General features: G+C 75.0%; 4 protein-coding genes. All 4 read left to right on the top strand.

All coding sequences use genetic code 11. The features are described from left to right. Nucleotides 1-389: 389 nt before the first annotated feature. The 4 genes from RLT58_RS32530 to RLT58_RS32515 are packed head-to-tail and all read left to right on the top strand — an operon-like array spanning nt 390 to nt 13,778. A complete protein-coding gene (locus RLT58_RS32530) occupies nt 390-3,662 on the top strand; it encodes a non-ribosomal peptide synthetase (RefSeq protein WP_311313932.1) in 3,273 nt (1,090 codons plus the stop codon). Beyond that, complete coding sequence (locus RLT58_RS32525; RefSeq protein WP_311313931.1) at nt 3,659-9,253, top strand: non-ribosomal peptide synthetase/MFS transporter; 5,595 nt, start codon at nt 3,659-3,661, stop codon at nt 9,251-9,253. Before RLT58_RS32530 ends, RLT58_RS32525 begins: the two co-directional genes overlap by 4 nt. Next, a complete protein-coding gene (locus tag RLT58_RS32520; protein WP_311313930.1) occupies nt 9,250-10,749 on the top strand; it encodes a class I adenylate-forming enzyme family protein in 1,500 nt (499 codons plus the stop codon). The genes RLT58_RS32525 and RLT58_RS32520 overlap by 4 nt, the downstream gene beginning before the upstream one ends. Next, nucleotides 10,746-13,778, top strand: a complete 3,033-nt coding sequence (locus tag RLT58_RS32515; RefSeq protein ID WP_311313929.1) for a non-ribosomal peptide synthetase — start codon at nt 10,746-10,748, stop codon at nt 13,776-13,778. Before RLT58_RS32520 ends, RLT58_RS32515 begins: the two co-directional genes overlap by 4 nt.

Genomic DNA, 13,778 nt, shown 5'->3' with positions numbered 1-13,778 from the left:
CAAGGGCGGGTTTCGGCCGATTGGCCCCTGGTTCGGCACGGTCGGGCGGCCGGGGTGCGAACCTCCCGCGCGGCCGGCCCGTTCCCGCCGCACCCGCCATGACGCGAGGCGTCCGGGTGTCGCCGATCCAGCGCATCGCGCTGCCGTCCTCCGTACGCGGCCCAGGGCACCTGCCCTGGGCCGACGCGTGTGCGGCGGGCCCTTCGGCACCAGTAATTTGGTCCAGACCATTGACCCGCCGCGCGGTCCCTCTCTAGCATCTGCGGCACCACGACACCCCATCAGGGCTGCTGTCCCCCGCCTTCACGCTCACGTTTCGCACGCCGTACACGTACATGGTTTTCAGCCAGTTCGGGCCGGTGTTCCCCGGCCCGGCCCCCAGGAGCGTCATGCCCACAGCCGATCAGCAGCCCCCCGCCCCACCGGCCGGAGAGACCGGATCACCGGCGGGGCCTCACGCCGGGGCCGCGCTCTCCGTCGGACAGGAACGCCTCTGGTTCCTGGACCAGTTCGAGCCGGGCGACGCGGCCTACAACATCCCGCTGGTGCTCCGTTTCACGGGACCGCTGTCGGCCCGGTCCCTGGGGGCCGCTCTGGACGCGGTGACCGGCCGGCACGAGGCCCTGCGCAGCCGGTTCCCCGCCGTCGACGGGCGTCCGTACGTCGTCGTCGGGCCGCCCTCCCCCGTACCGCTGGACATCCGTGACCTGCGGGACCGTACCGACGCCGATGTCGCGTCGGTCGTCAGTGAGTTCACCAACCGGCCCTTCGATCTCGCCGAAGGGCCCCTGCTCCGCGCCGCGCTGCTGCGCACCGGGGAGAGCGCGCACACGCTCTGCCTCGTGCTGCACCACATCGTCGCCGACGGCTGGTCGCTCGGCCTCCTGCGCTCCGAGCTCGCCGCGCACTACTCCGCCCATCGTGCGGGTGCCACGGCGGAGTTGGCCGAGCCGCCGTCCTATCTTGCGCACGCGGTCGCGGAACGCGCCTGGCTGGACGGCCCCGAAGCCGCCGCCGCGCTCGACCACTGGCGCCAACTGCTGCACGGCGCACCCCCGTTGGCGCTCCCCCTCGAACACCCGCGCCCGGAGATCCCCAGCAACGCCGGCGCCTACCACACCGAGGTGCTGCACGGTCTGGGTGCCGCGGTGGAGTCCTTCGCCCGGTCGCGGCGCCTCACCCCGTTCATGGTGATCGCCGCCGCCTATCAGGCCCTGCTCCACCGCTGCACGGGCCAGGACGACTTCTGCGTGGGCGTCCCCACGGCCGCGCGGACCACGGTCGACAGCGAGCGGACGGTGGGCTACTTCTCGTCCACCCTGGTGCTGCGCGCGGACTTCTCCGGAGCGCCGTCGTTCGACGCCGTGCTGCGGCGGATCCGCGGTGACTGGCTCCGCGCCCTGACGCACGGCCGCGTCCCGTTCGAACGCCTCACCGATGAGGTGGGGCAGGACCGCGACACCGGCCGTACGCCCGTCTTCCAGACCCTCCTGACCGTGCACACGCAGAGCGGCGGCGCGCTCGGCGAGCACCCCTTCGCGGATCTGGTCTGCGCCGAGGGGGACGGCGGGCACACCGCCGCCAAGTTCGAACTGTCCCTGGACGTCCGCCCGGACGGCGACGATCTGCACGCCGTCTTCGGCTACCGCACCGATCTGCTGGACGCGACGCAGGCCGCCCGGACCGCCGCACGCTTCGCGGTCCTCCTGCGGGCCGCCCTGGACGCGCCCGGCACCCCTGTGCACCTGCTGCCGCTGCTCGGCGAGACCGAGCGGGCGGCGCAGCGGGACGAGGCCGCGGGACCCGCGCTCGCGCCGCACCCCCCGACGGTCCTCGCCGCGATCGACCGGGCCGCGCTCGCCCCGGACGCGACGGCGGTCGTCGGACCCGGCGAACGCCTCACACGAGGTGAGCTCGCCGGCGCCTCCCGCGCCCTGGCCGCCCGGCTCCTGGCCCACGGCGTGCGCCGGGGCGACCTCGTCGCACTCTGTCTGCCCCGGGGGCCCGAGCCGGTCGTGGCCATGCTCGCCGCCTGGCGCGTCGGCGCCGGATACCTCCCCCTGGACCCCGAATACCCCTCCGCACGGCTCGACTTCATGCTCCGCGACAGCGGGGCCGCGCTCCTGCTGACCCCTGACGGCAAGCCCGTGGACGGCCTCACCGTCGAACTCCCCGTGCTCTCCGCCGCCCCCGAGCCCGGCTCCGGCGACCCGGCCGGGCCCCTCCCCGGACCCGGCACCGAGGCGGGCCCGGACGATCCCGCGTACGTCATCTACACCTCGGGCTCCACCGGCACCCCCAAGGGCGTGCTCGTCCCGCACCGCGCGCTCGCGGCACGGGTCGCCTGGATGCGCGAGGGCTACGGCCTCGGACCGGCGGACCGGGTCCTGCACAGCGCCTCGCTCTCCTTCGACACCAGCGCCGAGGAGATCTTCCCGGCCCTGGCGTCGGGTGCGGTCCTCGTCACCGCCCGGCCCGGGGCCACCCTCCCCGACCAGCTGGCGGAGCCGTACGCGGCCGGTGTCACCGTGCTGGACCTGCCGACTCCCTACTGGCACCACCTCGTCGCGGACCTGGACGAGACCCCGTGGCCGGACTCGCTGCGCCTGCTGGTCCTGGGCGCCGACCAGGCGCGCGCCGAGGCGGTCGCCCGCTGGCGGGCCCGCTTCGGCGACACCGTGCGGCTGGTGAACTCCTACGGCCCGACGGAGACCACCATCATCGCCACCACGGCGGAGCTCGGCGCGGCCGACGCCCTGCGCAGGCCGCCCATCGGCCGCCCGATCGGCGCGACGACGGTTGCCGTGCTGGATCGCCACGGCACTCCCGTACCGCCCGGCACGCCCGGGGAGCTGGTGATCGGCGGGGCCGGTGTCGGCGACGGGTATCTGGGCCGCCCCGGCGCCACCGCCCGTGCGTTCGTGCCCGACCCGGACGGTCCGCCCGGGGCCCGCCGCTACCGCACCGGCGACCGGGTGCGCCGGCGCGCCGACGGCCGGCTGGAGTTCCTGGGCAGGCTGGACGACCAGGTGAAGGTGCGCGGATTCCGGGTCGAGCCCGCCGAGGTGGAAGCCGCGCTCGGTGCCCTGCCGGGCGTGGCCGAGGCTGTGGTGTCCGCCCGCGAGGACCGGCTGATCGCCCATGTCGTACCGGCGCCGGCGCCGGCGGCGCCCGCGCCGGATCCGGCACGGCTGCGCACGGAGCTGGCCGGCATGCTGCCGCCGCACCTCGTCCCCGGTACCTGGGTCGTGCTCGATCAGCTGCCGCTCACCCCGAATGGCAAGGTGGACCGGGCGGCCCTGCCCGACCCGGGGGCCGGCTCCTCGGTCCGTGCCGCGTATGTGCCGCCCCGGACGGAGGCGGAGGAACTCGTCGCGGACATCTGGGGACAGGTGCTCGGCACCGGGCCCGTCGGCGCGGACGACGACTTCTTCGACCTGGGCGGCCACTCGCTCCTCGCCACCCGGGTCGTCGCCCGGATCCGTGCCGCGATCGACCTCGCCGTCCCCCTGCGCACCCTGTTCACCCACCGCACCGTCGCGGCCTTCGCCGAGGCCGTGGAGGCCGCCCTGACCGCCGAGATCGACGCCCTGTCGGACACGGCGGCCGAGGAACTCCTGGCCGCGCAGGACGCACTGGAAGGAAGCCGGCCCGCCTCATGAGCGCCGACACCGCCCACCCGGCGGACCCCGCGGCGGCCCCCGTCCCGGCCGCCGAGAAAGACCTCCCGGCCGCGAGGAAGGACCTCTCCGCCGCCAAGAAGGAACTGCTGCGCCGCCGGCTGGCGTCGCGCGCCCCCGCCCGTACCACCATCCCCCGCCGGGACCCCGGCGTGCCCGTCCCGCTGTCGTTCGCGCAGGAACGGCTCTGGTTCATGGAGCAGTTCGCGCCCGGCACCGCCGCGTACAACATCCCGGTGGTCCGGCGGCTGCGCGGCCCGCTGGACACCGGAGCCCTGCGCGCGGCGCTGGACGCGAGCGTGGCCCGGCACGAGACGCTGCGCTCGCGGTACCCGGCCACCGACGACGGGCGACCGGTGCTGGCCGTCGACCCGCCCGGACCGGCCGGTCTCACCCTTGCCGAGGCCGGCTCCCCCGCCGAGGCCGAACGCCTCGTCGACGAGGTGTCGGCGGTGCCCTTCGACCTGGAGCACGGACCGCTGCTGCGGGCGCTCCTGATCCGGCTCGCCGACGACGACCACGTCCTGCTCCTGGTGGTCCACCACAGCGTCAGTGACGGCTGGTCGAGCGAGGTCCTGCTCGGCGAGGTGCTGCGCGGCTACGCCGCACGCGTCGCGGGAAAGCCGGACCCGCTGCCCGAACTGGCCGTGCAGTACGGGGACTTCGCCCTGTGGCAGCGCGAGCAGCTGAGCGGTGAACGGCTCGCCGCCGAGGTCGCCCACTGGTCGCGTGAACTCGCCGGGACCGAGCCGCTGGAGCTGGCCTTCTCCCGTCCCCGGCCGCCCCGCCAGACCTTCGAGGGCGCCGGGCACGCGTTCTCCGTCGACCGGGACCTCCTCGACCGGCTCACCGCGCTCGGCCGCCGGCACGACGCGACCGTCCACATGGTCCTGCTGGCCGCCTTCCAGATCCTGCTGTCCCGCTACAGCGGCCAGCGCGACTTCGCCGTGGGCTCCCCGGTCGCCGGCCGGCCCGAGCCGGAACTCGAGCCGCTGGTCGGCATGTTCGTCAACGTCATCCCGTTGCCGGCCCGGCTGGAGGGCGATCCCTCCTTCGCGGAACTGGTCCGCCGCACCCGCGAGACCTGCCTCGACGCCTACGCCCACCAGGAGCTGCCGTTCGCGCAGCTGGTCAGCGAGCTGAAGGTGGCCCGCGACGTGGCGCGGCCGCCCGTCTTCCAGGCGGTGCTGGCCGTACAGAACTACGCCACCGAGCGCGACGCCGCATCGGACGGGCCGCTGACCGCCGAACCTTTCGGGGTGCGGGCCAGCGGCACCCGCTTCGATCTCGAACTCTTCCTCCAGGAGTGGCCCGACGGGCTGCACGGCTCCTTCAACTTCAACACCGACCTCTTCGACGCGTCCGACATCGCGCGCCTCGCCGACCACCTCGGCAGGCTGCTCCACGCCGTGACGGACGCCCCCGGGACCCCGCTGTCCGGGCTCGCCGGACGCACCCCGCAGGAGCACGACTTCGAGACGCGGCGGTTCAACGACACCGCGCGGGACCGTGCGCCCACCACCCTCACCGCCCTGGTCGCCGAGCAGATCGCCCGTACGCCGGACGCGGTCGCGGTCGCCGTCGAGGGCCGGGCGGCCCTCACGTACCGGCAGCTCGACGCGCAGGCGGACCGGATCGCCGCGCGGCTGGCCGCCGAGGGGGTCGGTCCCGGCAGCCTCGTGGCCATCTGCTCCGAGCGCTCGCCCGAACTCGTCGCCGGTCTGCTCGGCATTCTGCGCACCGGTGCGGGGTACGCCCCGCTGGAGCCCGGCTACCCCGCCGAACGCCTCGCCTTCCTCCTCGCCGACAGCGACGCGCCCGTCCTGCTCACCCAGCGCGGACTGCCCACCCCGCACGGCTGCACCGCGCAGATCATGCTGCTGGACGACCCCGTGGAGCCGCCCCGCTCGCGCCGCCGGCCGGCGGGCCCCTCGCCCGACGACACCGCGTACCTCATCTACACCTCGGGCTCCACCGGACGGCCCAAGGGCGTGCCCAACACCCACCGGGCGATCGCCAACCGCATCCAGTGGATGCAGGACACCTACCGGCTGGGGGCGGACGACGCCGTTCTGCAGAAGACTCCCGTCGGCTTCGACGTGTCGGTCTGGGAGTTCTTCTGGCCCCTGGCCAGCGGTGCGCGCATCGTCCTCGCCAAGCCGGGCGGCCAGAAGGACAGCGGCTATCTGCGCGACCTCATCGCCGGTGCCGGCGTCACCGTCGCCCACTTCGTCCCGGCCATGCTGACGGTCTTCCTCGCCGAGGAGGGCATCGAACGCTGCACGGCGCTGCGCCGCGTGATCAGCAGCGGAGAGGCCCTGCCGCCCGACGCGGCTCGCGAGCTGACCACCCGGCTGCCGCACTGCTCCCTCGCCAATCTGTACGGGCCCACCGAGGCCGCGGTCGACGTCTCCTCCTGGGAGTGCACCGGGCCCCTGGAGACCGTGCCGATCGGGCTGCCGATCGACAACACGCGGCTGTACGTGCTGGATTCCGCCCTGCGGCCGGTACCGCCCGGCGCCCCCGGCGAACTCCACATCGGCGGAACCGCCGTCGCCCTCGGCTACCACCGGCGGCCGGGTCTGACCGCGTCCCGCTTCGTGCCCGACCCGTACGGCCCGCCCGGCTCCCGCCTCTACCGCACCGGGGACCTGGCCCGCCGCCGGCCGGACGGCACCCTTCAGCACCTCGGCCGTGTCGACCAGCAGATCAAGCTGCGCGGGCTGCGGATCGAGCCCGGCGAGACCGAGGCCGCGCTGCGCGCCCAGCCCGGGGTCGCCGATGCCGCCGTCGTCCTGCGCGAGGACCGGCCGGGCGACAAGCGCCTCGTCGGGTACGTCGTCGCCGCCGGCTCCGACGAGCCCGAGCCGGCCCGGCTCCGTACCGCGCTGAAGAAGCTGCTGCCCGACCACCAGGTCCCTGCCGTCGTAGCCGTCGTCCCCGCCCTGCCGCTCACCCCCAACGGGAAGCTCGACCGCCGCGCCCTGCCGGCTCCCCAGCTGCGCCGGGCGTCCGGAGCCACCCGGCCCGCCACCCCGGCCGAGCGGCTGCTCGCGGAGATCTGGGGCGAGGTGCTCGGCCTGACGGAGGTCGGCACGGACGAGGACTTCTTCGACCTCGGCGGCCACTCGCTGCTCGCCACCCAGGTCGTCGCCAGGGCCCGCAACCGGCTGGCCGAGGCGGGCGCCCGGCCCGTCAGCGTCATGGATCTCTTCACCCACCGCACGGTCCGGGACCTGGCCGCCGTCGCCGCGCGGGACGAGCAGGACGACTCCCCGAGGCCGCTGCTGCACCGGCTCACCCCGCCCGTGTCCGCCGCCCGCCGGACCCGTACGTTCGTCTGCGTCCCGTACGGCGGCGGCAGCCCCGTCGTGTACCAGCCCGTCGCCGACGCCCTGCCCGCCGACGTCGAGCTGTGGGCCGTCGCCGTGCCGGGCCACGACGTGGGTGTCACCGAGGCGTCCGTGCCGTTCGACGAACTCGCCGAGCGCATCGCGGCCGAGGTCCGGGAGCGCACGGAGGGGCCCGTGGTCGTCTACGGCCACTGCGCGGTCGGCACGGCGCTGGCGATCGCCGTCTCCCGGCTGCTGGAGGCGACCGGGCATCCGCTGGAGGCGGTCTACGCCGGCGCGCAGTTCCCGTTCGCCCGGCCGCGCAGCCGGGTGCTCAACGCGCTCAGCCGGGTCGCCTCCCTCGAACCCCTCCTCGGGGACCGGGTCTACGCGAACTGGCTCATCGGGCTCGGTGTGAACACCTCCGACCTCGACAAGGAGCAGGCCGCGTTCATCATCGGCAACATGCGCCGGGACACCCAGGCCGCCGAGGACTACTTCACCCGCGCCATGGCCGACGTCGCCGCCGGTGCCCCCCGTCTGCGCGCGCCGCTCGTCTGTCTGATCGGGGACCAGGACCCGGCCGCCGACTTCTACCAGGAGCGCTACCGCGAGTGGCTTCTGCTGGCCGAGCGCTCCGCCGTGGCCGTGCTCGACCAGGGCGGTCACTTCTTCCTCAAGTACCGGGCCGCCGAGGTCGCCGAAGCGGTCACCACGGTGCACCTCGCCGTCCGCGACGGGCGGACCGGCGAACTGCCCGCCCGCGATCCGCTGCATCCGTGGTGGTTCCACGGGGACACCGGTCCCGTCGCGGCCGTCGAGGAAGGAGGGGAGGACCCCGCCGGTGCGGGGACGCCCTCCGGGGGCACAGAGGCCGATACCGGGCCCGAGCCCAGCATGCGCCGGTTCCTGCTGGTCGCGGGCGGTCAGCTCGTCTCCATCACCGGTTCCGCGCTGACCGAGTTCGCCCTGCCCCTCTGGATCCTCCTGAACACCGGCTCGCTCACCCGGTACGCGCTCTACGCGGTGGTCGCCATGGTCCCCGGCATCCTCGTCGGCCCCCTCGCGGGAGCCCTCGTCGACCGGATGGACCGGCGTACGGTACTGCTTGCCGGCGACATCACCGCCTGTACCACGCAGGCCGGACTCCTCGCCCTGCTCCTCACCGGGAACCTGCACTCCTGGGAGGTGTACGTCCTGCTCGGCGTGCTCTCCCTCGCCCTGACGTTCCAACGGCTCGCCTACGCCTCCGCGGTCCCGCAGCTGGTGCCCAAGCAGTACCTCGGGCACGCCAACGGAATCGTGCAACTCGCCTTCGGAACGGCCCAGTTCGTCGTCCCGCTGGTGGCCGTGGCGCTGATGGCGGCGATCGGCCTCGACGGCATCCTCGTCATCGACGTGGTCAGCTACGTGCTGGCCATCGGCGTCCTGCTCGCGGTGAAGTTCCCCCGGACCCTGCCGTGGACGCGGCGCGAGTCCCTGGTCTCCGAGATCCGGCACGGCTTCGCGCACTCGTGGCGCAACCGGGGGTTCCGGGCCATGCTCCTGTGGTTCGCCGGCCTCAACATCTTCCTTTCGCCCCTCTTCCTGCTCATCACTCCGCTGGTCCTCGCCTTCGACGACCTCCAGGGCGCGGCGCGGGTCGCCGTCGCGGGCGGGGCCGGCGCGATCCTGGGCGGGATCGCCATGGGCTTCTGGGGCGGCCCGCGCCGGCACCGGCTGCGGGGCATGCTCGGCATCGCGGCTCTGCTGGCCCTGGCCGGGGCCGTGACCGGGCTGCACGCCAGTCTCTGGGTGATCGCCGCCGGGGCGTTCGGCATGTCCTTCGCGCTCTCCCTGGTCAACGGCGTCTACTCCACCATCGTCCAGGTGAAGGTGCCCCAGCGCTTCCACGGCCGCGTCTTCGCCCTGAACACCCTGGTCGCCTGGTCGACCCTGCCGCTGGGCCACGGGGTCATCGCCCCGCTGGGCTCCTCGCTGCTGGGACCGATGATGGAGCCAGGCGGGGCGCTCGCCCCGGTCTTCGGTCCCCTGATCGGCACCGGCCCCGGGCGCGGCATCGCCCTGATGTACGTGCTGTTCGGCTGCGCCATGCTCGGTCTGGTCGCGCTCGGTCTGCGTCTGCCGGTGCTGGCCCGCTTCGACCGGGACGTCCCCGAGGCGGAGCCGGACGACCTGGTCGGACTGCGCGAGCGGGCCCGCATGGCCGCCGCCCGCCGGACGAAGGCGAGCCGGACATGACCCACGCGGCCGCCACCCTGCCCGCCCTGCTCGCCCACCGCGCCGCCTCGGACGGCGGGCGCACCGCCCTCGTCACCGGCGGCGAGCGGCTCGACTTCGCTTCCTGGCAGGCCCGTTCGGGTGCGTACGCCTCAGCGCTGCGCGCCGCCGGAGTCCGGCCCGGGGACCGCGTCGTGCTGCATCACGGCACGAGCCGGTGGACGGATTTCGCCGTGGCGTTCCTCGCGGTGCTGCGGGCCGGCGGGGTGGCGGTCCCGCTGTCCGACCGGTCCGCGCCCGCCGCGACGGCGTACGCCCTCACCGACGCGGGGGCGCGCTTCCTGCTGCACAGCGGCGGGGACCTGCCGGCCGGGCTCCCGGACAGGACAGCCGTGCTGACCGAGGCGGACGCCGAGGGCCACCCCGCCCGGCCGGACCTGCCCGACCCCGCGCCCGGTGATCTCGCCCAGATCCTCTACACCTCCGGCACCACCGGAACCCCCAAGGCGGTCGGCGCCCGCCACGCCAATCTGGCGTACGGCTGCACGCTGGACGAGCGCCGCCGGCCGCTGCGCCACTCCGCCGCCTTCCTGCACGCCTTCCCGGTCGGCACGAACGCCGGGCAGACGATGCTGGTCAACGCGCTGAACGCGTACGCCACCTGTGTCACCGCCCCGCAGTTCACCCCGGCCCGGTTCCTGCGTCTGCTGTCGGAGCACGGCATCGGAAGCGTCTTCCTCGTCCCCGCCATGGCGATCGAGCTGCTGGCGTCCCCGGCCCTCGCCGATCCCAGGTTCTCGGATGCGCGCGACGCCGTACGGCTGGTCGGCTCCACGGCGGCCGCCCTGCCCCAGCCGGTCGCGCTCGGGCTCGGCCGGGCCTTCCCGAAGGCCCAGATCGTCAACTACTACACCTCCACCGAGGCGGCGCCCGCGCAGATCACCCTGCTGTTCGATCCGGCCCGCCCGGCCTCTCCCGGGCGGCCCGCCTCGCTCGCCGGTCTGCGGGTGACCACTCCCGAGGGGACCCCGGTCCCGGCGGGCGGGGCGGGTGAGCTGTGGCTGCGGTCGGCCGCGGCTCCGCGGGCGTACCTGGGCGAGGCCGACAGCGAGGTCTTCCAGGGCGGCTGGGTGCGCATGGGCGATCTCGGCCGTGTCGACGAGGAGGGCTTCCTGCATCTGCTCGACCGGGAGCGCGACGTCGTCAAGTCCGGGGCCCACAAGGTCTCCACGCTCCAGGTCGAGAACGCCCTGCACGCGCATCCGCAGGTGCGGGACGCGGCTGCGGTCGGCGTCCCGCACCCCGTGCTGGGGAGCGTCGTGGCGGCCGTGGTGGTGTCCGAACCCGGTCTGACCGCCGCCGCCCTGCGCGGCTTCCTGCTCGATCACCTCGCCGTCCACGAGCTGCCCGCCACCGTGCTGTTCCGCGACGCACTCCCCCGTAACGAGGCCGGCAAGGTCCTCAAGCGCGAACTGCGCCCGCTCCTCGCCCCAGACCACCCCGAGGCCACCCTGTGAATGCGCCCCTCAGTCCTGTCCTCAGCCCCGCCCAGCACGGCATCTGGCTCACCGAGCGCACGCTGGACACCGCTGCCGCCTATCACCTGACCGTGCGCGTGGACCTGGACGGGCCCCTCGACGCCGATGCCATGGTGCGGGCCTGTTCCGCCGTCGCCGCCCATCACCCCGTCCTCAGCACGGTGTTCGCCCCCGACGGCACCCCCGGGCCCGGAACCGGGCCCTCGCGTCCACAGGTCATCGAGTGCACCGGTGCCGAACTCGACGCGCTCCTCGCCCGGGAGAGGTCCCTTCCCTTCGACCTCGTCCACGGGCCGCCGCACCGCTTCGTCCTCTTCCGGCTGTCCCCCGTACGGCACGTCCTGGTCCTGACCGCCCATCACCTCGTCTTCGACGGCGAGTCCAAGGACCGGCTGGTCGGCGACCTGGCCACCGCCTACCGGGGCGGCCCCCTCACTCCCGTCCCCCCGCAGCCGGCCGTCGAGCCGGCGCCCGGGGTCCTCGCGGACGCGGAGGCGTACTGGGCGGGCCGCTGGCGGGAGCCGGCCACGCCCGCCCTGCCGGGGCTCGTCCCCTCCCCCGCCGCCGGTACGACTCCGGGGCCGGGCGCCGAGATCCCGTTCGGCCTCGGACCGGGGCGGAGCGCGCTCCTGGACACGACGGCGCGCCGGCTCGGGCTCACCCGCTTCGAACTCCTCACCGCGTCCTGGCACGCGCTGCTCGCCCGCTACGGCGACCCCGCCCCGGTCACGGCTGTCGAGCTGTCGGTGCGCCCGCGCGACACGGCGGTCGGCGTGGGGCCGGCCGTCAACGAGCTGCCGCTCTTCAGCACGGCCGACCCCGCCGCGCCGTTCGCCGTCTGGTCCCAGTCCGTCCGGGCCGAGCTGCGGGCCCTGTACCGCCACCGGGCCGTCCCGCTCGGCCGCTGTGTGCGCGGCCTGACCCCGCGCACCGCCCTCACCCCGCTCTCGCTGAGCTACCGGCGCCGTCCGGCGGCCGGGCCGGTGCCCGGCTTCGGTGCCGGCGTGCGCGCCGAGGTCCACTGGATCGGCTTCTGCGGCACCGCGCGCAATCTGCTCCACCTCCAGCTCGTCGACGCCGGAACCGGGATCGGGGTGAGCCTGCAGTACCGGGCCGACGCCCTGACCGCCGAGTCGGCGCGGCGCATCGCCGGACACTGGACGACCCTGCTCGACGCTGTCCTGGCCGACCCCGGCACCCCGGTCGGCGACCTGCCCGTACTGACGCCCGAGGAGCGGTCGGACCAGCTCGCCGCGCCGGCCCCCCGGCCGGAACTCCCCCGCAGGACCGTGCCCGAGCTGTTCGCCCGGGCGGTGGCGGACCGCCCCGACGCGGTCGCCGTCGTCTGCGGCGACGAGGCCCTGACGTACCGCGAACTCTCCGCTCTCGTCGCGCACGCGGCCGCCGCGCTGCGCCGGCGCGGCGCGGGTCCCGGCGCCCTCGTCGGCATCGGGCTGCCGCGCGGGCGGGACCAACTGGTCGCGGTGCTCGCCTCCCTGGCCTGCGGCGCCGCCTATCTGCCGCTCGATCCCGGCTACCCGGCCGAGCGGCTGGCCTTCATCCGGTCCGACTCCCGGCTCGCGCTGCGGATCACCACGCGGGCGGACGGCCCCGGCGATCTCGTACCGGCCGATCTCGCGCCCGACGGCACGGACACCCCGGCACCGCCCCCGGGCCCGTCGCCCGACCATCCCGCCTACGTCCTCTACACCTCCGGGTCGACCGGGCGTCCCAAGGGGGTGGAGGTGCCCCACTCCGCGCTCGCGAACGTCCTGGGGGCGCTGCGCGACCATCTGGACTCCCGCCCGGAGGACCGCTGGCTCGGGCTCACCTCGCTGTCCTTCGACATCTCGGCGGTCGAACTGCTCCTGCCCCTGATCAGCGGAGGGCGCGTCGTCCTCGTACCGGAGGGCGGCCATCGCGACGGCCCCGCGCTCCTCGGCCTCATCCACGGCGAGGGGATCACACACGTCCAGGCCACGCCCAGCGGATGGCGGCTGCTCCTGGACGCGGGCCTCAGCGGCGCGGCGGCGGGGCTCACCGCGCTCACGGGCGGCGAGGCGCTGCCCCCGTCCCTGGCCGGGGAGCTGACCGCCGCGAGCAAGCGGCTGGTGAACGTCTACGGACCGACCGAGACGACCATCTGGTCCTCCCTGGCGGAACCCGCCGTGACCGACGACGGGGAGGTCCTGATCGGCGAACCGCTCGCCAACACCCGGGCCTACGTCCTGGACGAGCGGCTGCGCCCCGTCCCGTACGGGCTGCCGGGCGAGCTCTTCCTCGGCGGCGCGGGCCTGGCGCACGGCTACCGGCACCGCCCCGGCCTGACGGCGACGCGTTTCGTCCCCGACCCGTACGGTCCGCCGGGAGCGCGCCTGTACCGCACGGGCGACCTCGTCCGGCGCCGGGCGGGCGGCGGTCTCGTCTACGTCGGCCGCTCCGACACCCAGGTCAAGCTGCGCGGCCACCGGATCGAGCTGGGGGAGATCGAGACTCGGCTGGCCTCGCACCCCTCGGTGGCCCAGGCGGCGGCCGCGGTGCACGGTGCGGACGGCGACCGGCGGCTCTGCGCGTACGTCGTTCCCGCCGGGCCGGCGCCCACCGCACAGGAGCTGCACGCCCATCTGTCCGCCACGCTCCCCGCCGCCGCCGTTCCCGGCACGTACACCGTGCTGGACGCGTTTCCGCTGACCCCCAACGGCAAACTGGACCGGGCCGCACTCCCCGAGCCGGTCCCGGACCGCAGGCCGGCGCCCGCCGAGGACGGGGAACCGGGGCTCGACCCCACCGCCGAGGCGGTGCTCGCCATCTGGCGCGAGGTCCTGGAGCTGGACGACCTCGGGCCCGACGAGGACCTCTTCGACCTCGGCGGCCATTCACTGACCATCACCGCCATCGCCGCCCGTATCCACCGGGGCCTCGGTGTGGACGTCCCTCTCGACGTCTTCTTCGACGCCCCGACCGTGCACGGCGTCTCCGCCGCCGTCACCGCCCTGCGCAAGGAGTAA

Origin of the sequence: Streptomyces sp. ITFR-16 (assembly GCF_031844705.1) — a bacterium.
Lineage (GTDB): Bacteria > Actinomycetota > Actinomycetes > Streptomycetales > Streptomycetaceae > Streptomyces.
Note: the sequence above shows the minus strand (reverse complement) of the source record. Positions and strands in the feature narration are given on the sequence as shown.

Bases quoted from the DNA above. Each gene is read 5' to 3' on its own strand.
- RLT58_RS32530 (WP_311313932.1), top strand. From the start codon at position 390: ATGCCCACAGCCGATCAGCAGCCCCCCGCCCCACCGGCCGGAGAGACC.
- RLT58_RS32525 (WP_311313931.1), top strand. From the start codon at position 3,659: ATGAGCGCCGACACCGCCCACCCGGCGGACCCCGCGGCGGCCCCCGTC.
- RLT58_RS32520 (WP_311313930.1), top strand. From the start codon at position 9,250: ATGACCCACGCGGCCGCCACCCTGCCCGCCCTGCTCGCCCACCGCGCC.